The sequence below is a fragment of the Stutzerimonas sp. KH-1 genome (genome assembly GCF_054483855.1).
In genome coordinates, this window is sequence record NZ_CM137011.1 from 4,009,609 (window position 1) to 4,035,674 (window position 26,066).

23 protein-coding genes are annotated in these 26,066 nt (G+C 66.6%); 13 read left to right on the top strand and 10 right to left on the bottom strand.

The window, feature by feature from the left end; all coding sequences use genetic code 11:
• Positions 1–26 precede the first annotated feature (26 nt).
• Positions 27–941, bottom strand: a complete 915-nt coding sequence (locus ACX1DW_RS19235) for a LysR family transcriptional regulator (RefSeq protein WP_458992162.1) — start codon at positions 939–941, stop codon at positions 27–29.
• Between the two features lie 105 nt (positions 942–1,046).
• Here ACX1DW_RS19235 and ACX1DW_RS19240 point away from each other — a divergent pair, with 105 nt between their 5' ends.
• Positions 1,047–2,189: an L-talarate/galactarate dehydratase gene (locus tag ACX1DW_RS19240; RefSeq protein ID WP_458992163.1), complete on the top strand. Its 1,143-nt coding sequence runs from the start codon at positions 1,047–1,049 to the stop codon at positions 2,187–2,189.
• A 37-nt stretch (positions 2,190–2,226) separates the two neighbouring features.
• On the opposite strand, the gene ACX1DW_RS19245 is transcribed toward ACX1DW_RS19240, so the two are convergent.
• The 4 genes from ACX1DW_RS19245 to ACX1DW_RS19260 all read right to left on the bottom strand — a co-directional run bounded on the left by ACX1DW_RS19245 (position 2,227) and on the right by ACX1DW_RS19260 (position 6,715).
• Positions 2,227–3,747 carry a tripartite tricarboxylate transporter permease gene (locus ACX1DW_RS19245; protein WP_019405485.1) on the bottom strand — a complete coding sequence of 507 codons (1,521 nt, stop codon included), beginning with the start codon at positions 3,745–3,747 and terminating at the stop codon, positions 2,227–2,229.
• Between the two features lie 10 nt (positions 3,748–3,757).
• On the bottom strand, positions 3,758–4,255 hold the full coding sequence (locus ACX1DW_RS19250) for a tripartite tricarboxylate transporter TctB family protein (protein ID WP_458992164.1): 498 nt from the start codon (positions 4,253–4,255) through the stop codon (positions 3,758–3,760).
• Between the two features lie 64 nt (positions 4,256–4,319).
• Positions 4,320–5,288, bottom strand: a complete 969-nt coding sequence (locus tag ACX1DW_RS19255) for a tripartite tricarboxylate transporter substrate binding protein (RefSeq protein WP_458992165.1) — start codon at positions 5,286–5,288, stop codon at positions 4,320–4,322.
• Between the two features lie 32 nt (positions 5,289–5,320).
• On the bottom strand, positions 5,321–6,715 hold the full coding sequence (locus ACX1DW_RS19260) for an enolase C-terminal domain-like protein (RefSeq protein WP_458992166.1): 1,395 nt from the start codon (positions 6,713–6,715) through the stop codon (positions 5,321–5,323).
• A 461-nt stretch (positions 6,716–7,176) separates the two neighbouring features.
• Here ACX1DW_RS19260 and kdgD point away from each other — a divergent pair, with 461 nt between their 5' ends.
• From kdgD to ACX1DW_RS19310, 10 genes are all read left to right on the top strand, one after another.
• Positions 7,177–8,088, top strand: coding sequence for a 5-dehydro-4-deoxyglucarate dehydratase (kdgD, locus tag ACX1DW_RS19265; protein ID WP_110778895.1), 912 nt, complete (start codon positions 7,177–7,179; stop codon positions 8,086–8,088).
• Positions 8,089–8,161: 73 nt separating this feature from the next.
• Positions 8,162–9,604: an aldehyde dehydrogenase family protein gene (locus ACX1DW_RS19270; protein WP_458992167.1), complete on the top strand. Its 1,443-nt coding sequence runs from the start codon at positions 8,162–8,164 to the stop codon at positions 9,602–9,604.
• 93 nt (positions 9,605–9,697) lie between these two features.
• Positions 9,698–11,038 (top strand): glucarate dehydratase, encoded by a 1,341-nt coding sequence (gudD, locus tag ACX1DW_RS19275; protein ID WP_061372899.1) that lies wholly within the window; start codon positions 9,698–9,700, stop codon positions 11,036–11,038.
• Between the two features lie 232 nt (positions 11,039–11,270).
• Positions 11,271–12,824, top strand: coding sequence for a galactarate dehydratase (garD, locus tag ACX1DW_RS19280; RefSeq protein WP_458993420.1), 1,554 nt, complete (start codon positions 11,271–11,273; stop codon positions 12,822–12,824).
• Positions 12,825–12,870: 46 nt separating this feature from the next.
• Positions 12,871–13,800 (top strand): 2-hydroxyacid dehydrogenase, encoded by a 930-nt coding sequence (locus ACX1DW_RS19285; RefSeq protein ID WP_458992168.1) that lies wholly within the window; start codon positions 12,871–12,873, stop codon positions 13,798–13,800.
• A 127-nt stretch (positions 13,801–13,927) separates the two neighbouring features.
• On the top strand, positions 13,928–14,815 hold the full coding sequence (locus ACX1DW_RS19290; RefSeq protein WP_156245041.1) for an aldose 1-epimerase: 888 nt from the start codon (positions 13,928–13,930) through the stop codon (positions 14,813–14,815).
• Positions 14,816–14,975: 160 nt separating this feature from the next.
• Entirely contained in the window at positions 14,976–17,096 is a 2,121-nt protein-coding gene (locus tag ACX1DW_RS19295; RefSeq protein ID WP_458992169.1) for a TonB-dependent siderophore receptor, read from the top strand.
• 53 nt (positions 17,097–17,149) lie between these two features.
• The gene (locus ACX1DW_RS19300; RefSeq protein ID WP_110778901.1) at positions 17,150–17,446 is read left to right on the top strand and encodes a DUF3649 domain-containing protein; all 297 of its coding nucleotides are present in this window, start codon (positions 17,150–17,152) and stop codon (positions 17,444–17,446) included.
• Complete coding sequence (locus tag ACX1DW_RS19305; RefSeq protein WP_458992170.1) at positions 17,443–18,969, top strand: PepSY-associated TM helix domain-containing protein; 1,527 nt, start codon at positions 17,443–17,445, stop codon at positions 18,967–18,969. Before ACX1DW_RS19300 ends, ACX1DW_RS19305 begins: the two co-directional genes overlap by 4 nt.
• A gap of 2 nt (positions 18,970–18,971) precedes the next feature.
• Positions 18,972–19,295 carry a DUF3325 domain-containing protein gene (locus tag ACX1DW_RS19310; RefSeq protein ID WP_200630379.1) on the top strand — a complete coding sequence of 108 codons (324 nt, stop codon included), beginning with the start codon at positions 18,972–18,974 and terminating at the stop codon, positions 19,293–19,295.
• Between the two features lie 99 nt (positions 19,296–19,394).
• On the opposite strand, the gene ACX1DW_RS19315 is transcribed toward ACX1DW_RS19310, so the two are convergent.
• From ACX1DW_RS19315 to ACX1DW_RS19330, 4 genes are all read right to left on the bottom strand, one after another.
• The gene (locus ACX1DW_RS19315; RefSeq protein WP_110778904.1) at positions 19,395–20,657 is read right to left on the bottom strand and encodes an OprD family porin; all 1,263 of its coding nucleotides are present in this window, start codon (positions 20,655–20,657) and stop codon (positions 19,395–19,397) included.
• 301 nt (positions 20,658–20,958) lie between these two features.
• Positions 20,959–21,462, bottom strand: coding sequence for an LEA/WHy family protein (locus tag ACX1DW_RS19320; protein ID WP_458992171.1), 504 nt, complete (start codon positions 21,460–21,462; stop codon positions 20,959–20,961).
• On the bottom strand, positions 21,463–22,221 hold the full coding sequence (locus ACX1DW_RS19325) for a slipin family protein (RefSeq protein WP_110778906.1): 759 nt from the start codon (positions 22,219–22,221) through the stop codon (positions 21,463–21,465).
• Entirely contained in the window at positions 22,211–23,587 is a 1,377-nt protein-coding gene (locus ACX1DW_RS19330) for an NfeD family protein (protein ID WP_458992172.1), read from the bottom strand. The genes ACX1DW_RS19325 and ACX1DW_RS19330 overlap by 11 nt, the downstream gene beginning before the upstream one ends.
• A 180-nt stretch (positions 23,588–23,767) precedes the next feature.
• On the opposite strand from ACX1DW_RS19330, the gene ACX1DW_RS19335 reads away from it, so the two are divergent.
• Together ACX1DW_RS19335 and ACX1DW_RS19340 are read left to right on the top strand one after the other, a co-directional pair.
• Complete coding sequence (locus tag ACX1DW_RS19335) at positions 23,768–24,601, top strand: MBL fold metallo-hydrolase (protein WP_208216901.1); 834 nt, start codon at positions 23,768–23,770, stop codon at positions 24,599–24,601.
• Complete coding sequence (locus ACX1DW_RS19340; protein ID WP_458992173.1) at positions 24,601–24,789, top strand: hypothetical protein; 189 nt, start codon at positions 24,601–24,603, stop codon at positions 24,787–24,789. The genes ACX1DW_RS19335 and ACX1DW_RS19340 overlap by 1 nt, the downstream gene beginning before the upstream one ends.
• Before the next feature lie 7 nt (positions 24,790–24,796).
• Here the strand turns inward: ACX1DW_RS19340 and ACX1DW_RS19345 are convergent, their stop codons facing one another.
• Complete coding sequence (locus ACX1DW_RS19345; protein WP_458992174.1) at positions 24,797–25,789, bottom strand: SDR family oxidoreductase; 993 nt, start codon at positions 25,787–25,789, stop codon at positions 24,797–24,799.
• Positions 25,790–26,066: the final 277 nt, after the last annotated feature.

A 26,066-nucleotide genomic window follows, 5' to 3' on the forward strand; every position in this document is an offset into this window, starting at 1 on the left:
CGGCCTGCCTGGTTTGCCTGCTGCAGCTAGATCGGCGGCAGGTTCTGGGCAGTATCGCCGGCCGCCTGGCGCACGGCATCGCGCGCCGCCTCCAGCGCCGGGTTGTCGTTGTCGTCGCGCCAGGCCAGGTGCAGCTCGGCGCAGATGCCCGGCGGGAGCGGCAGTTCGCGAAAGCAAACCTGCTGGAAGCGGATCGCGCTGGCCCCGCGTGGCACCAGTGCCAGGCCGAGGCCAGCGTTCACCAGCGAGAGGATGGTCAGCGTCGAGCCCAGCGACTGCACGTAGTCGGGCTGGATGCCGCTGGCCCGGAACAGCCCGGTGTGCAGCTCGTTGAACGGCTGCCAGGCGCCGTGGGCATAGAGGATGAACGGCTCGCCGTGGAGCATCGCCAGGGTCGGCGCCGGATGCTGCGCCAGCGGGTGCCCGACCGGCGCGGCCAGCACGAAGGGCTCACGCAGCAGGCATTCGCTGACCAGCCCCGGCTGCTGCAACGGCTCGCGCACCACCGCCAGGTCGACCCGGCGCGCGCGCAGTGCCTGCAGCTGCTCGAAGGTGGTGGTCTCCAGCAGGTTGATGGCCACGCCTGGCCGTTCGCGGCGCACCTGGGTGATGGCGCGCGGCAGGAAGTCGTAGACCGCGCTGGCAACGAAGCTGATGGTCAGCGAGCCGCTCTCGCCCAGTGCAGCCAGCCGCGCGCCTTGCGCCGCGCGGTGGGCCTGGTCGAGCAACGCCTGGGCCTCGACGAAGAAGGCGCGACCGGCGGCGGTGAGCGCCACCGAGCGCGTGCTGCGGGTGAACAGCGCGACGCCGAGCTGGTGTTCCAGCAACTGGATCTGCCGGCTCAGCGGCGGCTGGGTCATGTTCAGGCGCTCGGCGGCGCGACGGAAATTCAGTTCGCTGGCCAGGGTGGTGAAGCAGCGCAGCTGGGCGAGTTCGAACATTGATCCGTTCCTGGTATCAATCGAGTGCGTTAATGAATTGGACCGTATCAATCAGCCGGCGGATTATCCAGCGCATCCCCAGACTGGCGAGGCGGCGACACACGAATGAGCGACCTCTATGAAGCGGACCGCATCAGCTGGATCGGCCTGCGTGCTGTGGAGCTGCCGCTGCAGCGTCCGGTCAGTGACGCCAAGGTGCTTACCGGGCGACAGTTGCCCCTGGCGTCGGTCAGCCTGCTGTTCGTCGAGCTGCTGTCGCAGCAGGGGCATCACGGCCTCGGCTTCAGCTACAGCCTGCGCACCGGCGGGCCGGCGCAATATGCCCATGCCCGCGAGCTGGCGCCGCTGCTGCTGGGCGAAGATCCCAACGACATCGCCCGCCTGTGGAGCCGGCTGAGCTGGGCCAGCGCCTCGATCGGCCGCTGCGGCCTGGCGCTGCAGAGCATCGCCGCCTTCGACACCGCACTGTGGGACCTCAAGGCGCGCCGCGCCGGGTTGCCGCTGGCCAAGCTGCTCGGCGCCCAGCGCGATGCGGTGCCCTGCTACAACACCTCCGGTGGCTATCTGCAGGTGCCCATCGAGGAGGTCATCGAGCGCGCAGAGGCTTCGCTGGTGCGCGGCATCGGTGGCATCAAGCTCAAGGTCGGCCAGCCAAACCGGCGCGAGGACCTGCGCCGCGTGCGGGCGCTGCGCGAGGCGCTGGGGGCGGATGTGGCGCTGATGGTCGACGTCAACCAGCAATGGGACCGCACCACCGCGCTGCGCATGGGGCGCGCGCTGGAGGAGCTGGAGCTGGCGTGGATCGAGGAACCACTGGATGCCCACGATCTGGACGGTCATGCCGCCCTGGCCGCGCAGCTGGTCACCCCGGTCGGTAGCGGCGAGATGCTCGCCAGTGCGGCCGACGCCTGTGCCTTCGTCGAGCGCGGCGCGGTGGATGTAATCATGCACGACGCCCCGCGTATCGGCGGCATCACCCCGTTCCTGCAGGTGGCGGAGGCGGCGCGGCGACGTGGGCTGGTGCTGGCGCCGCATTTCGTCATGGAGTTGCATATCCACCTCGCGGCCGCCTACGAACACGTGGCCTGGGTCGAACACTTCGAATGGCTGGAGCCGCTGTTCGAGGAGCGGCTCGAGATCAGCGGGGGCTGCATCCAGGTGCCGACCCGGCTCGGACTGGGGCTGAGCCTCAGCGAGCGGGTGGCGGGCTGGACGCTGACAAGCGATGCGTTCGGTCGGCGCGGCTGAGCCAAGCCCCTCCTCCGGCCGGAAGAGGGGCGTCGGTTCAGGTACGCAGGGCCTGGGCGATGGCACCGCTGCGTGGCCGCACGGCGCTGTACAGCTGCCAGAGCACGAAGGCCAGGGCCAGGCCGAGGAAGGTCGCGGCGATGGGGTTGCTGACGAAGGCGGCGAAGTTGCCATCGGACAGCATCAGGCCGCGGCGCAGGTTGGTTTCGGCCATCGGCCCGAGGATGAAGCCGATGATGAAGGGCGCGACCGGCATCCCCGCCTTGACGAAGCCGTAGCCGAGCAGCCCGAACAGCAGGATCGACCAGACGTCGAACAGCCGGCTGGAGAGGCCGAACGCGCCGACCACACAGAGCACCAGGATGATCGGCAGGAGGATGTGCTTGGGCACGTCGAGCAGCTTGATGAACAGGCGCAGGCCGTAGAACTCCATGAACAGCATCATCACCGAGGCCACCAGCAGCGCGGCGAAGATGGTGTAGACCAGTGGCCCCTGGCTGACGAACAGCAGCGGCCCGGGCTGGATGCCGTGGATCAGGAAGCCGCCAAGCAGGATCGCCGTGGTGGTGTCGCCGGGGATGCCCAGGGTCATCAGCGGCATCATGGCACCGCCGATGCCGGCGTTGTTGGCGGTCTCGCTGGCGACCACGCCGCCGATGTTGCCCTTGCCATAGGTTTCCGGCTGCTTGGCGCGCTTCTTCGCGACGATGTAGGAGAGCAGGTTGGAGGTGCCGGCGCCGATGCCCGGCAGGATGCCCACCGCCAGGCCGATCAGGCCCGAGCGGCTGGCGTTGGGCAGCTCCTGGCGGAACTCCCTGAGCGAGAAGCCGAAGCCCTTGATGTGCTTCATGCTCACCGAGCCGACCTTGCTGCGCGCGGCGTGCCGCCCAGTTTCGGCGAGCTTGATGACCTCGGCGACGGCGAACATGCCGATCATCACCGTGAGCATGGAGAAGCCGCCGTTCAGTTCGCTGAGGCCGAAGGTGAAGCGGCGCACCGCCTCCACCGGCGCGATGCCGACGGTGGACACGGCGATGCCGAGGGTGCCGGCGAACAGACCCTTGACCATCGAGCCGGCCGACAGGGTGGCGATCAGCGTCAGGGAGAACACCGCGATGGCGAAGTATTCGTGCGGGCCGAAGCTCAGCGCCACCTTGGCCAGCTGCGGGGCGATGAACATCAGCGCGATGATGCTGAAGATGGTGCCGAGAAAGGAGAACACGATGCCGACGCCGAGGGCCTTCACGCCGAGGCCCTGCTCCATCAGCGGGCCGCCGTCGAACACCGTGGCGATGGACGATGGTGTGCCGGGTATCTTCAGCAGGATCGCTGAGATCAGGCCGCCGGATGTGGCGCCGATGAACAGGGCGACCAGCAGCGACAGGCCGGCCTGCGGACCCATGGTGAAGGTCAGCGGCAGGCACAGGGCGACCGCCATGGTCGCGGACAGACCGGGCACGGCGCCGAACACGATGCCGACGGCGACGCCGAGAAACATCAGGATCAGGATGTTGAGCGAGAAGACGGCACCGAAGCCTTGCTGCAGTAATTCGAGCATGGTCGATTCCTCAGAGGAAATTCAGCAGGCCGGCGGGCAGCAACAGGTCGAAGGCCTCGCGGAACAGCAGATAGATGACGATGGACGTGACCAGCGCGATGCCGGCATAGGGCAGATGACGGACCTTGCGATCCACCGGCGTCAGCACGATGAACTGCAGGTACAGGTAGAGCGTGGTCATGATGGGAAAGCCCACCGGTCCCAGCAGCACCACGTAGAGCAGGATCAGACCGAGGGTCTTGAGCACCGTGGCGGGTTCGATCACGGTGGGCGCGGGTTCGTCCTGCGTGGCGGCGCTGCTATCACTCGACGGCTGGGTTCTGCTGGCGAACGCGCTGACGACCTGGAAGACGCCGAGCAGGGAGAGCAGGGCGGCCAGCAGGAAGGGGACCGTGGCGGCATCGATGCCTTCGTGGCCGGGCAGCCGATAGGCCATCACCATGTAGGTGGCGCTGACGCCGAGCATGGCCACGCCGATGATCAGTTCTTTCTTGTTCGCAGTGGTCATGGCAAACCTCCGTACGCGAGGAGAGACAGCCAGCCGGCGTGGCCGGCTGGCGACACGTCAGGGATCAGTTCTTGGCCTGACGCAGCTCGTCCTTGAATTGCATGAAGTCCTCGCGGGTCTTGGCCAGGATCGCCTTGGCCTCGTCGGTGCCGTAGTAGGCCACTGGCTGCTTGAACTTCTTCAGGTCCTCGGCGTACTCGGGGATTTCGGTGATCTGCTTCATGACGTCGGCCATCTTCTTCACGATGGCCGGGTCGGTGCCCTTCGGGAAGGCCACCACGTAGGGCTTGTCCATGGTGATGTCCAGGCCCTGCTCCTTGAGCGTCGGCACGTCGCCGAGCAGCGGGTTGCGCTCGTCGTTGGGCTGGCCGAGGGCGACCATCTGCCCGCCGCTGACGTAGTCCTGCACCGAGCCGTAGGTGATCGCGCCCAGGTCCAGGCGGCCGCCGAGCATGCCCACCACGCGGTCGGACACGGTGCCGCCGTCGACCATCTTCAGCTTGATGTCGGTCAGCTTCTCCAGCATCAGCCCCTGCACGTGGGAGAAGCTGCCCATCTCGGTGCCATAGGTGATGCTGCCCGGTTCGGCCTTCGACTTGGCGATCAGGTCCTGCATGCTGGTCACGCCGGACTGCTTGGACGCGACGAACACCGTGCTCTTGTCGACGCCGGCGATGCAGGACACGTCGAAGGTCTCGTAGCTGTCCTCGGTGAGGCCGGCGACCTCGTTGACGATCAGCTGGCCCGGGTGGGTGAAGAGGATGGTGTTGCCGTCCGCCGCGGCGCCCTTGACTTGCTCGGCTGCCAGGGTGCCGCCGCCGCCGGCGATATTGGTCACCACCATGCTCTTGCCGGTGATCTGGTTGAAGTACTTGGCCATGGTGCGGGCATTGAAATCGGTGTCGCCGCCGGGGTTGGCGATCACTACCACCTGTACGGGGCGGGTCGGCCATTTCACCTCATCGGCAGAGAAGGCGCTGCTGCTGAAGGCCATTGCGGCGGATATCAGGGAGGCGCATATCGCTTTTTTCATTGTTCGATCTCCAGTGGTTGGGGTACTGCGGGTCAGACGGGTGCGCGTCCGAAGCTCGGCCGCTTGGGATGGTATTGCCAGCCCGGAATCAGGTACTGCATGGCCATGGCATCGTCGCGGGCGCCGCTGGCGACCTTCCTGTACAGCTCATGGGCGGCCATGATCCGGTCCATGTCCGGCTCGATGCCCAGGCCCGGGCGCTCGGGCACGTGGACCTGGCCGCCGACGATCTGCAGCGGCTCGCGGGTCAGGCGCTCCTGGCCCTCCTGCCAGATCCAGTGGGTGTCGATGGCGGTGATGCGCCCCGGCGCGGCGGCTGCGGCGTGGGTGAACATCGCCAGCGAGACATCGAAGTGGTTGTTCGAGTGCGAGCCCCAGGTCAGGCCGAACTGGTCGCACATCTGTGCCAGGCGCACCGAGCCCTGCATGGTCCAGAAGTGCGGGTCGGCCAGCGGGATGTCGACCGATTCCAGGCGCAGCGAGTGGCCCATCTGCCGCCAGTCGGTGGCGGCCATGTTGGTCGCAGTGGGAATGCCGGTGGCGCGCTTGAACTCGGCCATGATCTCGCGGCCGGAATAGCCGTTTTCCGGGCCGCAGGGGTCCTCGGCGTAGGCGAGCAGGTGGCCCTGGCCCTTGCACAGGGCGATGGCCTCGTCCAGCGACCAGGCGCCGTTGGGATCGAGGGTGACGCGGGCATCGGGGAAGCGCGCCTTGATCGCGGCTATCGCCTGCATCTCCTCCGCGCCGCGCATCACGCCGCCCTTGAGCTTGAAGTCGGCGAAGCCGTAGCGCGCTGCGGCGGCCTCGGCCAGACGGGCGATCGCATCAGGGGTCAGCGCCTGCTGATGGCGCAGGTGGTACCAATCCTCACCGGTGCTGGCCAGGTAGGGCAGGTCGGTGCGCTGGCGATCACCTATATAGAAGAGGTAGGCCAGCATCGGCACCGCGTCACGTTGCTGACCGCTGCCGAGCAGCTCGGCCACCGGCACGTCCAGGTGCTGGCCGAGCAGGTCGAGCAGCGCGGCCTCGACCGCGGTGATCACGTTGTCCATACGCAGGTTGATCTCGTGCGGCTGGCGCAGCACGGCGGCCTCGGCTTCGGAGGTCACCTCGTGGCGGGTTGCCTGCGGGGTGCCGGCGGCGTTGCCGGCAATGGCGCTGCGCAGGCTGTTGAGCGTGCGGTTGTAGAGGCCGATCGGCTGGTCGATGACCAGCGGCCGGCAGCGCTCCAGCGCCTGGCGGATGCCTTCGCCACCCGGTACTTCGCCGATGCCGGTGTTACCGGAATCGTCGGTAAGCAGCACCAGGTTGCGGGTGAAGTAGGGGGCGTGTGCGCCGCAGAGGTTGAGCAACATGCTGTCGTGGCCGGCCACCGGAATGACCTGCATGCTCTGGACGCGGGGCGTTGCACGGGCCTGCAGGTTCATCGTGCACGACCTCCGTGGCCGAGGCTGCCGGTCAGCAGGCTTGCGGCGGCTTGCCGTGCGGGTGCGGCGGTACGGCGGCGGGTGGCGTCGGCAGCCGATGGCTGCGCAGGGATCGGGCGGTTGCGGCACATGTCCGGGGCCTCGCTATTGTTATTGTGGTCATAGGTCGTCGTACGACATGTAGGATTTTTTACAGCCCGCTCTGGCGCCTGTCAAACGAAATCGTCATCGCTCGCGGGGGCAGCTGACTGGCAGGTCATGTCGCGTGGAGGGACACGCTCTACAGTTAATGCGCAGCTAATGCGAAGGCTCTGGCAGTGGAGCGGAGCAAGCTTTCGGTCAGCTTTCAAGGCATGAAAAAATGCGAAGAAAAAACGGTTGGACTATTTGTAGTTGTACGATAACGTATCTCAAGGCTGATGCCCTTGTACCTCCACAACACGCATTCAGGATGTCGAATAATGAATCCACAAGAATTGAAGGCCATCCTCTCTTCCGGCCTGCTGTCGTTCCCGGTCACCGACTTCGACGCGCAGGGCGACTTCAACCGCGCCGGCTACGTCAAGCGCCTGGAGTGGCTCGGCCCGTACGGCGCCTCGGCGCTGTTCGCTGCCGGCGGCACCGGTGAGTTCTTCTCGCTGGAGCCACGCGAGTACAGCGAGATCATCAAGACCGCCGTCGATACCTGCGCCGGCACCGTACCGATCCTCGCCGGCGTCGGTGGTCCGACCCGCCTCGCCATCCAGATGGCTCAGGAGGCCGAGCGCCTGGGCGCCAAGGGGCTGCTGCTGCTGCCGCACTACCTCACCGAAGCCAGCCAGGAAGGCGTGGCCGCACATGTCGAGCAGGTCTGCAAGTCGGTCAACATCGGAGTGGTGGTGTACAACCGCAACGTCTGCCGCCTGACCGCGACGCACCTGGAGCAGCTGGCCGAGCGCTGCCCGAACCTGATCGGCTACAAGGACGGCCTGGGCGATATCGAGCTTATGGTGTCGATCCGGCGCCGCCTCGGCGACCGCTTCAGCTACCTCGGCGGCCTGCCGACCGCGGAAGTCTATGCCGCGGCCTACAAGGCACTGGGCGTGCCGGTGTATTCCTCGGCGGTGTTCAACTTCATCCCGAAGACCGCCATGGATTTCTACAAGGCCATCGCCCGTGAGGATCATGAAACCGTCGGCAAGCTGATCGACGATTTCTTTCTGCCGTACCTGGAGATCCGCAATCGCTGCAAGGGTTATGCGGTCAGCATCGTCAAGGCCGGCGCCCGAATTTCCGGCTACGACGCCGGCCCGGTCCGCGCGCCACTGACCGAGCTGAAGCCCGACGAGTACGAGCGCCTCGCGGTGCTGATCGAACAGCAGGGCGCGCAGTAAGCGCGGCCTTTTCCGACCTCCTGGCGCCGCTGTGCCGCACGGTCGCGCCGGGCATCACCAGAGGACAGTTTGCATGGCTGACGTACAACGCTACGACAACTACATCGACGGCCAGTGGGTCGCCTCGGATCGCTACCAGGCCAACACCAATCCGTCCGACCTGTCGGACGTGATCGGCGAATACGCCCAGGCCGATGCCGCCCAGGTCGAGCAGGCCATCGCCGCCGCCCGCCGCGCCTTCCCGGCCTGGGCCAGCTTCGGCATCCAGGCGCGCGCCGATGCGCTGGAAAAGGTCGGCCTGGAAATCCTCGCCCGCCGCGAAGAGCTCGGCACGCTGCTGGCCCGCGAGGAGGGCAAGACCCTGCCGGAAGCCATCGGCGAAGTCGCCCGTGCCGGCAATATCTTCAAGTTCTTCGCCGGCGAGTGCCTGCGCCAGGCTGGCGAGACGCTGCAGTCGGTGCGCCCCGGAGTCGGCGTCGAGGTCACCCGCGAACCGCTGGGCGTGATCGGCCTGATCACCCCCTGGAACTTCCCCATCGCCATCCCCGCCTGGAAGATCGCTCCGGCGCTGGCCTTCGGCAACTGCGTGGTGATCAAACCGGCCGATCTGGTACCGGGCTGCGCCTGGGCCATCGCCGAGATCATCTCCCGGGCGGGCTTCCCGGCCGGCGTGTTCAATCTGGTGATGGGCCGCGGTCGTGAAGTCGGTGAGGCCATCGTCAATGCCAAGGATGTCGACGCCGTGAGCTTCACCGGTTCGGTTGGTGTCGGTCGCGGTATCGCCCAGGCCTGCGTGGCGCGAGGCGCCAAGGTGCAGCTGGAAATGGGCGGCAAGAACCCGCAGATCGTGCTGGACGATGCCGACCTCAACGTTGCCATCGAGCTGTGCACCCAGAGCGCGTTTTATTCGACCGGCCAGCGCTGTACGGCGTCGAGCCGCATCATCGTCACCGAAGGCATCTACGACCGCTTCGTCGAGGCGATGGTCGAGCGTATCAAGAAGATCAAGGTCGGCCCGGCGCTGGAGCAGGGCGTCGACGTCGGCCCCGTGGTGTCCGAGGCGCAGCTGGAGCAGGACCTGCGTTACATCGAGATCGGCAAGCAGGAGGGCGCGCGCCTGGCCTGCGGCGGCGAGCGGGTGAAGTGCGGCAGCGACGGCTACTTCCTGGCGCCGACGCTGTTCGTCGACAGCAACCCGAACATGCGCATCAGCCGCGAGGAAATCTTCGGCCCGGTGGCCAACGTGGTGAAGGTCAAGGATTACGACGAGGCGCTGGCCATGGCCAACGACACCGAGTTCGGCCTGTCCGCCGGTATCTGCACCACCTCGCTGAAATACGCCAACCACTTCAAGCGCCACGCCCAGGCCGGCATGGTGATGATCAACCTGCCCACCGCCGGGGTGGATTACCACGTGCCGTTCGGCGGCCGCAAAGGCTCGTCCTATGGCCCGCGCGAACAGGGTCGCTACGCCCAGGAGTTCTACACCACGGTGAAGACCACCTATATCGGCTGATGTTGAAAGCCGGCCGAAAGGTCCGGCCGCAAGACTGCGTCACGGCGCCCCCGGTGGGCGCCGCATCCCCACAAGAACAACAGAGGGACACCCATGACCACCGCCATGTCGGGCACGCCCCGCATCACCGAACTCACCGTCGTGCCCGTCGCCGGGCAGGACAGCATGCTGATGAACCTCAGCGGCGCCCATGGGCCCTGGTTCACCCGCAACATCCTCATCCTCAAGGACAGCGCCGGCCACGTCGGCGTCGGCGAAGTGCCGGGCGGCGAAGCCATCCGCCAGACCCTCGACGATGCGCGTGCCCTGCTGGTCGGCGAACCGATCGGCCAGTACAACGCGCTGCTCGGCAAGGTGCGCCGCGCCTTCGCCGACCGTGACGCCGGCGGCCGCGGCCTGCAGACCTTCGACCTGCGCATCGCCATTCACGCCGTCACCGCGCTGGAGTCGGCGCTGCTCGACCTGCTCGGCCAGCACCTCGAGGTGCCGGTCGCCGCCCTGCTCGGCGAAGGCCAGCAGCGTGACGAAGTGGAAATGCTCGGCTACCTGTTCTTCATCGGCGATCGCAACCGGACCGACCTCGGCTACCGCGACGAATCCAACTCCGACGACGCCTGGTTTCGCGTGCGCAACGAGGAGGCCATGACACCGGAGCGCATCGTCCGCCAGGCCGAGGCGGCCTACGAGCGCTACGGCTTCAAGGACTTCAAGCTCAAGGGCGGCGTGCTGCGCGGCGAAGAGGAAGTCGAGGCGATCCGCGCTCTGGCCCAGCGCTTCCCCGACGCCCGCGTGACGCTTGACCCCAACGGCGCCTGGTCGCTGGACGAAGCCATCGGCCTGTGCCGCGACCTGCACGGCGTGCTGGCCTATGCCGAAGACCCCTGCGGTGCCGAGAACGGCTATTCCGGCCGCGAGGTGATGGCCGAATTCCGCCGCGCCACCGGTCTGCCCACCGCGACCAACATGATCGCCACCGACTGGCGGCAGATGAGCCACGCGGTGTGCCTGCACTCGGTGGACATTCCGCTGGCAGACCCGCACTTCTGGACCATGGCCGGCTCCGTGCGCGTGGCGCAGATGTGCGCCGACTTCGGCCTGACCTGGGGCTCGCACTCGAACAACCACTTCGACATTTCCCTGGCGATGTTCACTCACGTGGCGGCCGCCGCGCCGGGTCGCGTCACCGCCATCGACACCCACTGGATCTGGCAGGACGGCCAGCACCTGACCCGCGAGCCGCTGAAGATCGTCGGCGGCAAGGTCGCGGTGCCGCAGAAGCCGGGGCTGGGCGTCGAGCTGGACTGGGATGCCCTGGAGCAGGCGCATGCCCACTACCAGGAGAAAGGCCTGGGTGCCCGCGATGACGCCATCGCCATGCAGTACCTGATCCCCAACTGGACCTTCAACAACAAGAAGCCCTGCATGGTGCGCTGAGCCACTTGCCGGGCGGGAGTCGGATGGCTTCGGCCATCCACCCTACGGGTCCGTGCCGGATGGGAAACTCGCACGGTGGGCTAAAGCCCACCCTACAGAGCCGGCAACACCGTAGGGTGGGCTTCAGCCCACCAGCGGCCTGCCGGTAAGCCGCGTGCTTGGCGGGGCGACACCAGCGAAACGACGTCAGAACAACAACCGGACCCTAACCGGAGCAGACATGAGCGAAACCGTGCAACTGATTCCCCACCAGGATTCCCCGCGCTGCATCCGCCTGAACGAGGCGGACAACGTCGCCGTGGTGGTCAATGACGGCGGCGTGCCGGTCGGTGCGCAGTTCGAGGGCGGGCTGGTTACGGTCGAGGCCGTTCCGCAGAGCCACAAGGTCGCGCTGGTGGACATCGGTGAAGGCGAGCCGGTGCGCCGCTACGGACAGATCATCGGTTATGCCCTCGAGCCCCTGCGCCGTGGCAGCTGGGTCAAGGAAACTCAGTTGCGGATGCCCAGCGCACCGCCGCTGGACAGCCTGCCGCGCGCCACCGCTGTGCCGCCCGGGCTCGACCCGCTCGAGGGCTACACCTTCGAGGGTTACCGCAACGCCGACGGCACCGTGGGCACGCGCAACATCCTCGGCATCAGCACCACGGTGCAGTGCGTCACCGGCGTGCTGGAGCACGCGGTCAAGCGCATCCGCGACGAGCTGCTGCCCAAGTACCCGAATGTCGACGACGTCGTGGCGCTGACCCACAGCTATGGCTGCGGCGTGGCGATCAATGCGCGCGATGCGTATATCCCGATTCGCACCGTGCGCAACCTGGCGCGCAACCCGAACCTGGGCGGCGAGGCGCTGGTCATCAGTCTCGGCTGCGAAAAGCTGCAGGCCGAGCAGGTGATGCACGAGGGCGATCCCTCGGTGGACCTGTGTGACCCCTGGCTGTACCGCCTGCAGGAGTCGAACAGCGGCTTCGGCGAGATGATCGAGCAGATCATGGCTCTGGCCGAAACGCGGCTGAAGAAGCTCGACCAGCGCCGCCGCGAAACGGTGCCGGCCAGCGAGCTGATCCTCGGCATGCAGTGCGGCGGCAGCGACGCCTTCTCCGGCATTACCGCCAATCCGGCGCTGGGCTATGCGGCGGACCTGCTGGTGCGCGCCGGCGCCACGGTGATGTTCTCGGAGAACACCGAGGTGCGCGATGCGGTGTATATGCTCACCGCCCGCGCCGAAACGCCGGAGGTCGCCGATGCGCTGATCGCCGAGATGGACTGGTACGACCGCTACCTGGAGCGCGGCGCCGCCGACCGCAGCGCCAACACCACGCCGGGCAACAAGAAGGGCGGGTTGTCGAACATCGTCGAGAAGTCCCTGGGCTCCATCGTCAAATCCGGCAGCGGCGCCATCAACGGCGTGGTCGGGCCGGGCGAGCGGGTTGCGCGAAAGGGCCTGATCTTCTGCGCCACCCCGGCGTCGGACTTCGTCTGCGGCACGCTGCAGCTGGCCGCCGGGATGAACCTGCACGTGTTCACCACCGGCCGCGGTACGCCCTACGGCCTGGCCATGGCGCCGGTGATCAAGGTGGCGACGCGCACTGAACTGGCCGAGCGCTGGCCGGACCTGATCGACATCGATGCCGGGCGCATCGCCAGTGGGCGGGCGAGCATCGAGGCGCTCGGCTGGGAACTGTTCCACTACTACCTGGACGTCGCCAGCGGTCGCAAGCAGACCTGGGCTGAGCGCCATCGGCTGCACAATGACCTGGTGCTGTTCAACCCGGCGCCCATCACCTGACGAGCATCGCTGTATCGCTTCACGCCTACCGAATGAGGAGAGCTTCATGCCCTATCTGCTGCAGGTCGCGCCGCTGTCGGCACGGCTCGACCGTGAACTGGCCGACCGCTACGACGTCCTGCCGTTGTGGCAGGCCGATGTTGCCGAGCGCCTGGATGAGGTGGCGGGCTGCATCGAGGTGGTGGTCACCGGTTCGCGCTTCGGCTGCTCGGCCGAGCTGATGGCGCGGCTGCCGGCGCTCAGGGCCATCGTCAGTTTCGGCGTCGGCTACGACCCCATCGATGTGCCTGCCGCGCAGGCCCGCGGCATCGCCATCAGCAACACGCCGGAGGTGCTCAACGACTGCGTCGCCGATCTGGCCATGGGCCTGATCATCGACGGCCGCCGGCAGCTGAGCCGCGCCGATCGCTTCGTCCGCGCCGGCGGCTGGCTGAACGGCAACCTGCCGCTGGCGCGTCGGGTCAGCGGCAGCCGGCTGGGCATTCTCGGTCTCGGCCGCATCGGCCTGGCGGTGGCCCGCCGCGCCGAGGGTTTCGCCATGCCGGTGCGTTACCACAACCGCCGGCCACTCACCGACTGCCCTTACGAGTACGCCGCCAGCCTGGTCGAGCTGGCGCGCTGGGCCGACGTGCTGCTGCTGACCTGCGTCGGCGGCCCGCAGACCCGCGGCCTGGTGAACCGCGACGTGCTCGAGGCGCTTGGCCCGGACGGCCTGCTGGTGAACGTCGCGCGCGGTTCGGTGGTGGACGAGCCGGCGCTGGTCGAGGCGCTGCAGGCCGGCCGCCTCGGCGGTGCCGCGCTGGACGTGTTCGCCGACGAGCCGCGAGTGCCCGAGGCGCTGCTGGGCATGGACAACGTGGTGCTGCTGCCGCACATCGGCAGCGCCACCCGGGAAACCCGCGCCGCCATGGAAGACCTGGTATTGGCCAACCTGCAGCGCTTCCTCGCCGAGGGGCAGCTGGTGACGCCGGTCTGACCGGTGTCAGCGGCGTACACGGCGGTTGTCACAAGCTTCCGTCGTGATTACTTGACCGCTCGCTGCGTGCACCCCGAACGCCACAAGCGCTCTGGTGCCGCGGCACATTTCTGGAAGGGCGAAAGCCATGGCTTGCTTCGATGAGTTGCATCTCCGCCGTGCCGGTTTGCAGCTGTCGGTGTGTCCCGCGCTGGGCGGCGCGATCACCCGCTTTGCCCTCGACGGCTTCGATCTGCTGCGGCCCTGGGATGGCAGCGAGCAGGTGCGGCGCACGGGCTGCTTCGTGCTGGCGCCGTACTCCAACCGGATCGTCGACGGCTGTTTCGACTTCGACGGCAGCTCCTATCAACTGCGGCGCAACTCCCCCGATCACGCCCTGCCGATCCATGGTGTGGCCTGGAAGCGGGCCTGGCAGCTGGACGAGCAGGGCGCCGACCAGCTGCGGCTGAGCCTCGCGCATGATCCGAGCGAGGGCGATAGCGCCGCGGACTGGCCGTTCGCCTTCCACCTCAGCCAGCGGCTGCAGCTCGTCGACGATGGCCTGGCGCTGGAGCTGCGGCTGCACAACCGCGACAGCCGGCCAATGCCTGCCGGACTCGGCTGGCACCCGTACTTTCCGCGGCATGCAGGCGTGGAGCTGCAATTCGCCGCCGAGGCGGTCTGGCTGGCCGACGAGCAGCAGCTGCCGCTGCGCCAGGCAACCATTGCGCCGGTCTGGGATTTCCGCCAGTTGCGCGCTGTGGGCGAGCCGGGGCTGGACAACAATTTCACCGGCTGGGACGGCCAGGCTCGGCTCCGCTGGCCGGAGCAGCGGCTGAGCCTGGCGATAGAAGCCGGGCCCGGGTTGCCACATTTGGTCGTTTACACCCCGCCGGCGCTCCAGGGTTTCATCGCCGTGGAGCCGGTATCCCACGCCAATGCCGCGCTGAATCGGGGTAAAGACGAGTTGGAAATCCTCGCACCTGGGCAGGTCATGGTGCGCCACTGCCGGCTGCGCATCAGCTCGGACTGCTGAGCCTCTAGCGGCAGTAACAATACCCGGACGGTTAGCGGTGATTGGCGCGATCCCCGGCCGCAGAACGCCGAAGCCGCGGAAACAGCAAAACAAATCTTCTAAATGAAAACATTTATCAATATCATGCGCATCCTCAATCCATAACAAGGTCATAACGGTCATGAGTGATGCTGTCGCTTCGCCTCCTTTTTCCCTGCGCCCTCTGGTGCTGGCCCTGCCTCTGGTCGCCTGCTTCGCTGTCCAGGCTCAGGAGGCGGTCGAACTCGAAGCGCAACAGATCACTGCGCCACGCGAAGCCGAGGAGGGCGACGGCCCGGTAGAAGGTTACGTGGCCAAGCGCAGCGTCAGCGCGACCAAGACCGACACGCCGATCATCGAAATCCCACAGTCGATCAGCGTGATCACCGCCGACCGCATCCGTGATCAGGGCTCGCTGACCATTCAGGATTCTTTGCGCTATGTCGCCGGCATGCGTGGCGAGGCCTATGGTCTGGACAGTCGCGGCGACTTCGCGCTGATCCGCGGCGTCGCGCCGACGCTTTTCCTTGATGGCCTGCAGCAGAGCGTCGGCCACTACACGAACTCACGCACCGATCCGTTCACCCTGGAGCGCGTCGAGGTGATCAAGGGGCCGTCATCCATGCTCTACGGGCAGAGTTCGGTCGGCGGCCTGCTCAATTTCGTCAGCAAGCGCCCGCAGGCGGAACAGAAGAATGAGCTGCAGCTGCAGTACGGCAGCTTCGACCGCAAGCAGATCGCCTTCGACAGCACCGGCCCGCTGGATGAAGACGGCACGTTGCTCTACCGCGTGGTGGCGATCCAGCGTGACAGCCAGACCCAGGTCGATCACACCAAGGACAATCGTCTGGTGTTCATGCCGTCATTGACCTGGCGCCCGAACGAACAGTTCGAATGGACGCTGATGGCCAACGTGCAGAAAGACGACAGCGGCACCACCAGTTCCTTCCTGCCGCACCGCGGCACGGTGCTCGGCGCGCCCTACGGCGAGATTGGCAGCGAGCGCTTCGTCAGCGAACCCGGCTTCGACGAATATGACACCGAGCAGAAAGCACTGACCTCGCAGATGACCTGGCGTGTCGACGACACCTGGACGCTGCGGCAGAACCTGCGCTGGCAGAAGAGCAAGGTCAGCTACCAGACCATGTATGGCTGGCCGCCGGTGCTCGGTGCCGACGACCGCACGGTCAATCGTGTCTATTACGTCTCCAAGCCTGAGGTGACCATCTGGAGCGCCGACCATCAGGCCGAATCGCGCTTCGATACCGGCCCGCTGCAGCACACCGCGCTGGTCGGCGTCGACTACCGGCATGCGGTCACCGATAGCAAGACCGCTCGCGGAAACGCCACCCCGCTGGACCTCTACGATCCGGTCTACGGCACCTTCGATCCATCCGGCATCACGCTTTCCGATGTCCCGCAGCAGCGCGTTGCCCAGCAGGGCCTCTATGTCCAGGACCAGATCCGTCTCGACAAGTGGCTGGCAACCCTGGGCCTGCGCAAGGACTGGGCCGACACGCGTGTCGAGCAGGGCACCCGGCAGAAGGATGACGCGGTCACCGGTCGCGTTGGTCTGACCTATCTGTTCGACAATGGCGTGGCGCCCTACATCAGCTACAGCGAGTCCTTCACGCCGATCATCGGGCTGGATAACTTCACTCAGCAGTCCTACAAGCCGCTCGAGGGCGAGCAGTGGGAGCTCGGGGTGAAGTACCAGCCGGCAGGCAGCAACACGCTGCTCACCGCAGCGGTGTTCGATCTGCGCGAGAAGAATCGCCAGATGCCGAACCCGGCGAATCCGCTCAGCACCATCCAGGCCGGCGAAGCGCGGGTCAAGGGGCTGGAGCTGGAAGGGCTGGTGGAGATGAACTCCAACTGGGATCTGATCAGCACCTACACCTACCTCGACAGCGAAGTGGTCAAGGGGCCGACTGCCCAGCAGGGCAAGCGCATCGCCAGTGTGCCCGAGCACATGGCCTCGCTGTGGTCGCAGCACCGCTTCAGCATCGCCGGCATTCCCGGCTTCAGCGCCGGTGCCGGTGTGCGCTACGTCGGTGCCAGCTGGGATGGCACCGACAGCCTGAAGACGCCGTCGACCACGCTGTTCGACGCCATGCTCGGCTACGCCTACCAGGACTGGGCGTTCACCCTCAACGCCACCAACCTGGAAGACGAGACCTACTACACCACATGCCTGTCGCGTGGCGACTGCTTCACCGGCAACCGCCGCACCGTGGTAGCGACCGCTAGTTACAGCTTCTGACCACCGCCAGGGCGCCTGGCGCCCACAGGCTAAACGATGGAGGGATACCCACGGTGAGCCGCAATGCATCCATGAATCGCTGGCAGATCGCTTCACGCGTACTGGCGGCGCTGGTCGGCGGCTATGCCGTGGCGTACGCGGTGACCGCCTTTCTGGCGGTTTACCTGCCGCTGGCACGGCCTGATCGGGTGGTGTTTTCCAGCCTGGCCAGCTTTGCCGTGTGGACGGCGGTGGCGATCTACGTGTTCGCCGCTCGCAGTGCTAGCCGCATCTGGCTGTTGATCGTCGGTGTGACCGCGCTGCTGTGCCTGGCCGCGTTCCTTTCCGGCGACTGGAGGGTTCGTCCATGAGACTGCGCCAAAGCATGGCCGGCCTGCACACTTGGGGCGGCTTGCTGCCGAGCTGGCTGCTGTTCGTGATCATCTTCGCCGGCACGGTGGCCTGCTTCGACAAGGAGCTCACCCGCTGGATGCGCCCCGCGCTGCATGATGGCGTGGTGTCCAGCCTCGGAGCGGACGATGTGCGTGGCTGGTTGCAGCAGAACGTCAGCGACGAGCTGCATGCCTTCTGGATGCACGGCCCGACCGAGCGTGAACCGTACTGGCGACTGGGCTGGGAAGTCGACGCCACCAAGACCATCCACAACGTCGCGTTCGACCCGCGCAGTGCGCAGGCCGAGCCGATGCCGGAAACGCTGGGTGGCGAGTTTTTCTTCAAACTGCACTACAACCTGCACGCCGGCGACATCGGCATGTATATCGTTGGCCTGGCCGGCATGTTCATGCTCGTCGCGCTGGTGTCGGGGGTGATCATTCACCGGCGCATCTTCAAGGACTTCTTCACCCTGCGGCCCAAGGCCAACGGTCAGCGAGCCTGGCTCGATGCGCACAATCTGTTCGGCGTGGTCGGTTTTCCGTTTCATCTGGTGTTGGCCTACACCGGCGTGGCGATCTTCGTCGCGTCCTACATGCCGGCCGCCGCGCAGGTGAGTTATTCCGGCAACGTCATGCAGTACTTCGGCGAGGTGATGGGCAGCTTCGAGCGTGAAGAGGTGGGCCAGCCGCCGCCGGCTCCGGTGTCCCTCGATGCGCTGATCGCCGAATCGCAGCGGCAGTGGGGCGGAGGCGAGGCAGGCTGGGTCAGCGTGCATCATCCCGATGATGCCTCGGCAGTGGTGGATGTCCGTCGCCGGGATCGTTCCCGGATTGGCTCGCCGCAGGACACCCTGAGTTATGACGCCGGCACCGGCGAGCTGCTCAACCGCCAGGACGCATCCACCGGCTACCGCGCCTATCTCTGGCTGGCCGGTCTGCACATGGCGCAGTTCGGCGGCACGCTGGTGCGCCTGCTCTATCTGCTGATGGGGCTTGCCGGTTGCGCCATGCTGGTCGGTGGTCTGCAGGTTTGGCTGGCCAAGCGCGAACAGCGCGGCGACCGCAGCGTGATCTGGGTGCGCGCGCTGAACGCCTCGGTGTTCGCCGGCTTGCCACTGGCCAGCCTGGCGCTGCTGTGGGGCAACCGGCTGATCCCGGCCGGTTACAGCGAGCGTGCCGTGGCCGAAGGCTGGGTGTTCGCTGGTGCCTGGCTGCTGGTTGCGTTCTGGGCAATGCTGCGGCGTCAGCAGGGGCGGCGTTTGCTGCGCGGACAACTGCTGCTCGGCGCGCTGCTTGCGCTCGGCCTGCCGATCATCAACGGGCTGACTACCGGCGGTCATCTGCTGGCCAGCATCGGGCGCGGCGACTGGGCGCTGGCTTCGGTGGACCTGTTCCTGATCGTCGCCGGGCTGATCTGTGCTGCCTGCGCCTGGCGCTTGAGGGGCGTGCCCGCACCGGCTGTCGCACGCCGCCGCGCGCCGCGTGTGCAGGAGGCATGAACATGCTGCTATCGGCTTTCGCGTTGAGTTATCTGGGCATGGTGCTGCTCTGCCTGGGCATGCTTCGACATCGTGGCGAGCTGCTGCGCGCTAATCGGCGCGTCCCTGCTGTCATGCTCTTGCGTGCGCTCGCGGCGGCCTGCTTCGGTGCGGCGCTGTGGGCGAGCGTCGCCAGCCTGGGTGGGGAGATCGGTGCGGTGGTCTGGCTCTGCCTGGTGATGCTCGCCGGGGTTGCACTGGCAATGCTGCTGGCCTGGCGTGCGCGCTGGGTGCTGCCGCTGGTTCCGCTGCTGACGGCCGGCGCGGTGCTGTCGGGCCTCTGGTAACGAGCAGATGTCCTTGTGGCGGGCAAAAAAAGACCCGCCTAGGCGGGCCAAAGAAGTTATCGCAACCGGAGCGAGGAGGGTTGCGTACTGCCCTACCGCTTACAGCAGAGACAACGGGTAGTTGAAGATCAGCCGGTTCTCGTCGAACTCGGTAGCGCTGAAGTCGCGGCGGATGCTGGAGTTGCGCCACTTGATGTTGAGGCTCTTGAACGGCCCGCTCTGCACCGTGTAGGCCAGTTCCGATTCGCGCCCCCATTCCTTGCCATCGTCCACGCCGCCGGCTTCGATCTGATCGCCGCTGATGTAACGGTTCATGATGGTCAGACCCGGAACGCCCATGCCGGCGAAGTTGTAGTCATGGCGCAGCTGCCAGGAACGCTCGTTGGCATTGTCGTAGCTGGAGTTGAACGAGTCGTTGGCGAGGGTGCCGCCGCTGGTGCCGTTGACGCGCATCCAGCCGTTGTCGCCGCTGACCTTCTGCAGGCCGACGTAGAAGGTGTTGCCGCCGACCTGCAGGCCGAACAGGCCGGAGTAGGTCTTGTTGTCGAGGTCGCCGGCCAGCGCGCTGCCTTCTTCCTTGCCGGTGAAGTAGCCTAGGTTGGCGGTCAGTGCCACGCCTTCGCCGAGCGGCTGGGTGTGCAGCAGCTGGAAGTAGTTCTGCTGGTAGATGTCTTCCAGGCGTGCATGCCAGGCGCCGACCTTGGTCTTCGCGCCGAGCTCGTATTCGCCGCCGACGAAGTTGAAACGGTCGGAACTCGCGCCGCCGTAGAACATATCCTCCATGCTGCCGTCGTCGCGCGGGCTGTTCTGCCGCATCTGGCCGCCGTAGAGCGACAGGCCCTTGATTTCCTTGGAGGTGATCATGCCGCCCTGGAAGGTCTGCGGCAGCGAACGGCCATCGTCCGAACGCAGGATCGGCAGTACCACCATCCATTCACCGACGCGCACCTCGGTTTCGGAGAACTTGGCCTTCGCCGCGACTGCCAGGCGAGAGAAGTCATCCGCCGGATGCCGATCGCCCGGTGCGCCGTGAACCGGCAGCAGGCCGGTGCCATAGGTGCCGCCACCGCCATCGAGCTTGACCGCCAGCATGCCCAAGGCGTCGACGCCAAAACCCACCGGGCCGGGCGTATAGCCGGACTGGAAATTGAGGATGAAGCTCTGCGTCCACTCTTCACCCTTGCTCTGCGGGTAGTCGGTGTCGACGAAGTTGCGGTTGATGTAGAAGTTGCGCAGGTTCAGTGAAAGCGTCGAATCGTCGATGAAGCCTTCGGCTTGCGCGCCGGTGCTGACGCCGAGCGATACGAGGGTCATGCAGCCGCCGAGAAACAGCGCAGCGGAAGAGGGTGTGCCTGGGGTCATTATTGTTGTGCTCCCTTGCTTGATGGGCCGCCCCGGTGTGGCCACCGTTGGGGCGGTGGTCTATGCCTGATCGGCAAGTCTAATGACGTCAGTTGTCATATGACTGCAGGGATTATGACTATGCTCGCGTCGTTGTCAATGCCGCTGAAAGTCGAGGGTGTCCCGCATGCACACACCGCTATCTCAGGCTGTAAGCCGAATTCTAGGCGACAGGAGGAGATTTTTAGCGCGTCGAGGAAGCACAGGCGCCGCTCGTGCAGCGCCTAGGAAATCCTCACGGTTTTGGTGGTGGTCGTATGACTCAGGGGCGCCGGTAGGGAGAGCCAGTGATGGGTGACAAATCGAATGTGCCCTTCTCAACGAAGCGCTGGGTACCGAACAGGCCGCCGGCGAGTTTGCCGCGCAACACATAGGGCACTTCGTCGAGGCCGATGTGCTCGGCCAGCCCCAGCGCCTGGCGCGCGGCGGAGAAGGCGGAGATCGTCACCGGCACTTCGAGCACGCTCTCGCCGAAGCGCGGCACCGTGCCGCGCTGGTCGCTGACACCACTGGCCAGTCGCCGGCCGTTGACCTCTAGGTCCAGCGCGACGCCGCTGTAGTCGATGGCGCCCTCGTTGGGGTTCTGCAGGCGCAGCTTGACCAGGAAGCGCACCTCCAGTCCCTCGCCCTGCAGCGGTTGAATACCGGCGACCTGGACATTGAGCGGATCGCGCGGCGAAAGGGCAGCGCAGGCGCCCAGAGCCGATGCAAGCAGAATGATCAGCAGCAGGCGCAGCGGGTGGTGGAACGTGGAAGATGTGTGCACTCAGGGTTTCCTGTCGAGGTTCTTGATGCCCTGCAGCAGCTCGATGGGCAGCGGGAAAACGATGGTCGAACTCTTGTCACCGGCGATGCTGCTCAGCGTCTGCATATAGCGCAGCTGCATGGCGCCCGATTGCCGGCCGAGCATCTCGGCGGCCTGCATCAACTTCTCCGACGCCTGCAGTTCGCCCTCCGCATGAATGACCTTCGCCCGCCGCTCGCGTTCCGCTTCGGCCTGCCGCGCGATGGCCCGGATCATCGATTCGTCGAGGTCGACGTGCTTGATCTCGACGTTCGCCACCTTGATCCCCCAGGCGTCGGTCTGCGCATCGAGCACCTGCTGGATGTCGCTGTTGAGCTGTTCGCGTTCGGCCAGCATGTCATCCAGCTCGTGCTTGCCGAGCACTGCACGCAGCGTGGTTTGCGCCAGCTGGCTGGTGGCCGAATGGTAATCCTCGACCTGGATGATCGCCTTCTGCGCGTCCAGCACGCGGTAGTAGACCACCGCATTGACCTTCACCGAGACGTTGTCGCGGGAGATCACGTCCTGGGTCGGCACGTCGAGCACCAGCGTGCGCAGATCGACCCGCACCATCTGCTGGATGCCGGGAATCACCAGGATCAAGCCCGGCCCCTTGACCTTCCAGAAACGTCCGAGCATGAACACCACGCCACGCTCGTATTCGCGCAGGATGCGGAACGTCGACGCCAGCAGGCCGAACAGCAGCACCAGCAACACCAGAAAACTCATTTCATAGCCCATGGTTCAGCTCCTCTCGATGGGTGGATGGCTGTGCAGCGACTTCCAGCTGCAGTCCGTGCCGCGCGATCACGCGTACCTGCTGGCCGGCCGCCAGTGGCGTGGCGCTGTGCACCTGCCAGTTCTCGCCCTGCAGATGCAGCCAGGCGCTGTGCGGATCCTGTGTCGAGACCGAGCTGATCGGCGCGACGCTGCCGATCAGCTCGCTGTCGCCGCCGACCAGGCGCTGGCGTCGCGCCTTCAGCGCCATGGCAACGATGGCGAACACCAGCAGCGCACTGGTGAGGGCAAGGGTGATGATCAATGCCAGCGGAATGCCGAAGCCGGGCACTTCGGTGTCGATCAGGATCACCGCGCCAGCGACGAACGCGGCCACGCCGCCGATGCCGAGCACGCCGAAGCTCGGCAGAAACGCTTCGGCGACCATGAAGGCGATGCCGAGCAGGATCAGCGCCACGCCGGCGTAGTTCACTGGCAGCAGCTGCAGCGAATACAGCGCGAGGATCAGACAGATGCCGCCGAGCACGCCGCCGGCGCCGATGCCGGGGTTGGAGAATTCGAGGATCAGACCGTAGATGCCGATCATCATCAGGATCAGTGCCACGCTGGGGTTGGTGATCACCGCCAGCAGGCGTACCCGCCAGTCCGGCGCGTGCTCGATCAACTGCGCGTCAGCCGTGTGCAGCGTGACTTCGGTATCCGGGACGGCGAGCGTCTTGCCGTCGAGCTGGCGCAGCAGGTCGGCGACGTCGCGCGCCAGGTAGTCGATCACCTTCTGCTCCAGCGCTTCGCTGGCCGACAGGCTGACCGCCTCGCGCACCGCCTGCTCGGCCCACTCGGCATTGCGTCCGCGCAGCTGGGCGAGGCCGCGGATATAGGCCGCCGCGTCGTTGACCTGTTTGCGGCTCATGGCATCGCCGGGTGCCTTGGTTTGCTCGTCCCGCTCGCCTTGCGGCTGCTCGGGCGGCGCGCCGGGCATGCCACCGATCTGCACCGGTGTCGCCGCGCCGAGGTTGGTGCCCGGCGCCATCGCCGCGACATGGCTGGCGTAGAGCATGTAGGTGCCGGCACTGGCCGCGCGGGCGCCGCTGGGGGTGACGTAGGTGGCGACCGGGATGGGGCTGGCGAGGATCGCCTTGATGATGGCGCGCATCGAGGTGTCCAGTCCGCCGGGAGTGTCCAGTTCCAGCACCACCAGCTGCGCGCCCTCGTCGCGGGCGTGTTGCAGGCCACGCAGGATGTAGTCGGCACTCGCCGGACCGATGGCGCCATCGACCCGCAGCAGCGTCACCGGTGCGGCGGCGCTCGCACTCTGGACCGCCAGCAGGAGCAGCATGGCCAGCAGCCAGTGGGCGGAATGGCGAGGCATGACAGGCGTCCTCTTGTGCGAACGGGCACCCGGCGTGCCCCTGTTCAGCGTAGACCACCGGCTGTTACCGGGTTGCGGCGGACAGAGTTCGCATCCCGGCGGGCTGAACTCCGGCGCGCGGCACGGCCTCTGACGACATAGAGCCGGCGATCCTGTCGGCTCGTCGAGCGAGGAGTGCCCATGCGCGTCCATCACCTGAACTGCGGTTGCATGTGCCCGCTCGGCGGCGCCTTGTTCGATGGCTTCAGCAAGGGGCTGACGGCGCAGCTGGTCTGCCATTGCCTGCTGCTGGAAACCGACCAGCACGGGCTGGTGCTGGTGGATACCGGTTTCGGCACCGAAGACGTGCGGCGCCCGGGTGATCGCCTCAGCCGGTTCTTCCGCGTGCTCAACAACATCCAGCTGGAGCCGCGCTACACCGCGCTGGAGCAGCTGCGCCAGCTCGGGTTTGACGCCGGGGACGTGCGTCATATCGTGCTCACCCATCTGGATTTCGACCACGCCGGCGGCCTGTCGGACTTTCCCGCGGCACAGGTGCACGTGCTGCAGCGCGAGATGGATGCCGCCCGGGCGACACGCAGCTTCATCGGCCACAACCGCTACCGTCACCGGCAGTGGGACGAAGTGCGCAACTGGCAGTTCTACGAGCCGGGCGGCGACCTCTGGTTCGGCTTCCAGGCCGTTCGCGAGTTGCGCGGGCTGCCGCCGGAAATCCAGCTGATCCCGCTGACGGGGCATACCCATGGTCACTCCGGGGTCGCCGTGCAGACCGACAGCGGCTGGCTGCTGCATGCCGGCGATGCCTACTTCTATCGTGACGAGGTCGGCCGCAACGAGCGCCACTGCACGCCCGGGCTGCGCTTCTACCAGCGCATGATGGAAGTTGACCGCAGCGCGCGCCTGGCCAACCAGCACCGGCTGTGGACGCTGTCGCTGGAGCACCGCGACGAGGTCACGCTGTTCTGCAGCCACGACGCGCAGGAGCTGGCGCGCATGCAGCGCGGTGCGCACTGATGGCGGCGCCACGCAGCCGGGCGGTGGAACGGATGATGGCCGCCGTACGCTGGACCGGCCTCGGCGCCTGTTCGCTGGCCGCGCTCGGCTATGCGGCGATCGGCAACTACAGCATGACCGGTGCCATGCTGGCGCTGACCGTGCTCTCCTGGATCAACATCCGCCGCAAACGCGAGCCGCGCCCGTAACGACAGCTCAGCGCCGGCGACGGCCGAGCAACAGGCCAACGCCGAGCGCCAACAGCGCACCGGCGCCAACGGCCAGTCCGCTGGCGGTCGCCGCACTGAGCGATACGGCCCGGGGTACGGCCTGCTCGGTGAAACGCCCGTCGGTCCGATGCAGACCCGCTACCGGCTCGAACAGGTTGTCGGGTCGCTCGGACGGGGCAGGCTCTGCGGTCAGCTGACCATCCCAGGCCTGACGGGCGAGCATTCGATCGAGCAGGCCGGGCATCAGCTGCGTACCCAGGATCGCCTTGAAACTGGCGGCACCCAGCCAGAGTTCCCGTGGCGCGCTCCTGGCCGCACGCAGGATGGCGCGGGCCGCGACGTCCGGCGTGTGGATCGGCGGCACCGGCTGCGCGCGCCGGCTCATCCGGTTGCGCGCCCAGTCGAACTGCGGCGTGTTGTGCGCCGGCAACTGCACCATGCTCAGGCGAATGGCGCTCTTGTCGTGAATCAGCTCGCAGCGCAGAGAATCGATGAAGCCGCGGATGGCGAACTTGGCGCCGCAATAGGCCGACTGCAGCGGAATCGCACGATAGGCCAGCGCCGAGCCGACCTGGACGATGGTGCCGCGGTTGCGTGGGCGCATGCAGCGCAGCGCAGCGAGAATGCCGTGCACGCTACCGAGATAGGTGACCTCGGTGACGCGGGCGATCTCCTCTGCGCTGAGCGTGGCGACCGGTCCGAACACGGTGGCCATTGCGGCATTCACCCAGACCTCGATGGGCCCCAGTTCCGCCTCGATGCGCGTCGCCGCGGCGTCCAGCGCAGCCGCGTCGGCGACATCGACGGACATGGCCAGCACCTGCGCGCCCGACGCTTCGATCTGCAGCCTCGTTTCGTGCAGCCCCTGCTCGCCACGGGCGATCAATGCCACGCGGTAACCGGCCCTGGCGAAGGCCTCGGCGGTCGCGCGGCCGACACCGGCGGTCGCACCGCAGATCACCGCAATTGGTTCGGCCATGGGATCCCCCTGTCGTCAGTTAACCGCCGGTACGTTGGCCGGCTCTGTAAGCGACCTGCCGCAGCGCCGGCGAGTTCCTGCTCACGACGGACGCATTTTCCGAGCGATCCGCTCGGCTATCGACCAATGGCCAATAGCGATTACGTCTTTAGTCTGAGATTGTTAGCAGGCTAAGCGAAAGCCTGGCGTTGCCCCTTGGTCCAAAAGGCGAAGTGGCACGACGCGGCAGCCACCGCAGGTGGGGCTGCGTCCTTTCCTCTGTGCATCGATCAGATGC

What these genes read in the sequence shown, in the direction of transcription:
- ACX1DW_RS19345 (WP_458992174.1), bottom strand. Translation starts at nt 25,789, where the DNA reads ATGGCCGAACCAATTGCGGTGATCTGCGGTGCGACCGCCGGTGTCGGC.
- ACX1DW_RS19245 (WP_019405485.1), bottom strand. Translation starts at nt 3,747, where the DNA reads ATGCTCGAATTACTGCAGCAAGGCTTCGGTGCCGTCTTCTCGCTCAAC.
- ACX1DW_RS19255 (WP_458992165.1), bottom strand. Translation starts at nt 5,288, where the DNA reads ATGAAAAAAGCGATATGCGCCTCCCTGATATCCGCCGCAATGGCCTTC.
- gudD (WP_061372899.1), top strand. Translation starts at nt 9,698, where the DNA reads ATGACCACCGCCATGTCGGGCACGCCCCGCATCACCGAACTCACCGTC.
- ACX1DW_RS19325 (WP_110778906.1), bottom strand. Translation starts at nt 22,221, where the DNA reads ATGGGCTATGAAATGAGTTTTCTGGTGTTGCTGGTGCTGCTGTTCGGC.
- ACX1DW_RS19335 (WP_208216901.1), top strand. Translation starts at nt 23,768, where the DNA reads ATGCGCGTCCATCACCTGAACTGCGGTTGCATGTGCCCGCTCGGCGGC.
- ACX1DW_RS19270 (WP_458992167.1), top strand. Translation starts at nt 8,162, where the DNA reads ATGGCTGACGTACAACGCTACGACAACTACATCGACGGCCAGTGGGTC.
- kdgD (WP_110778895.1), top strand. Translation starts at nt 7,177, where the DNA reads ATGAATCCACAAGAATTGAAGGCCATCCTCTCTTCCGGCCTGCTGTCG.
- ACX1DW_RS19290 (WP_156245041.1), top strand. Translation starts at nt 13,928, where the DNA reads ATGGCTTGCTTCGATGAGTTGCATCTCCGCCGTGCCGGTTTGCAGCTG.
- ACX1DW_RS19305 (WP_458992170.1), top strand. Translation starts at nt 17,443, where the DNA reads ATGAGACTGCGCCAAAGCATGGCCGGCCTGCACACTTGGGGCGGCTTG.
- ACX1DW_RS19250 (WP_458992164.1), bottom strand. Translation starts at nt 4,255, where the DNA reads ATGACCACTGCGAACAAGAAAGAACTGATCATCGGCGTGGCCATGCTC.
- ACX1DW_RS19340 (WP_458992173.1), top strand. Translation starts at nt 24,601, where the DNA reads ATGGCGGCGCCACGCAGCCGGGCGGTGGAACGGATGATGGCCGCCGTA.
- ACX1DW_RS19330 (WP_458992172.1), bottom strand. Translation starts at nt 23,587, where the DNA reads ATGCCTCGCCATTCCGCCCACTGGCTGCTGGCCATGCTGCTCCTGCTG.
- ACX1DW_RS19295 (WP_458992169.1), top strand. Translation starts at nt 14,976, where the DNA reads ATGAGTGATGCTGTCGCTTCGCCTCCTTTTTCCCTGCGCCCTCTGGTG.
- ACX1DW_RS19315 (WP_110778904.1), bottom strand. Translation starts at nt 20,657, where the DNA reads ATGACCCCAGGCACACCCTCTTCCGCTGCGCTGTTTCTCGGCGGCTGC.
- ACX1DW_RS19260 (WP_458992166.1), bottom strand. Translation starts at nt 6,715, where the DNA reads ATGAACCTGCAGGCCCGTGCAACGCCCCGCGTCCAGAGCATGCAGGTC.
- ACX1DW_RS19285 (WP_458992168.1), top strand. Translation starts at nt 12,871, where the DNA reads ATGCCCTATCTGCTGCAGGTCGCGCCGCTGTCGGCACGGCTCGACCGT.
- ACX1DW_RS19240 (WP_458992163.1), top strand. Translation starts at nt 1,047, where the DNA reads ATGAGCGACCTCTATGAAGCGGACCGCATCAGCTGGATCGGCCTGCGT.
- ACX1DW_RS19235 (WP_458992162.1), bottom strand. Translation starts at nt 941, where the DNA reads ATGTTCGAACTCGCCCAGCTGCGCTGCTTCACCACCCTGGCCAGCGAA.
- ACX1DW_RS19310 (WP_200630379.1), top strand. Translation starts at nt 18,972, where the DNA reads ATGCTGCTATCGGCTTTCGCGTTGAGTTATCTGGGCATGGTGCTGCTC.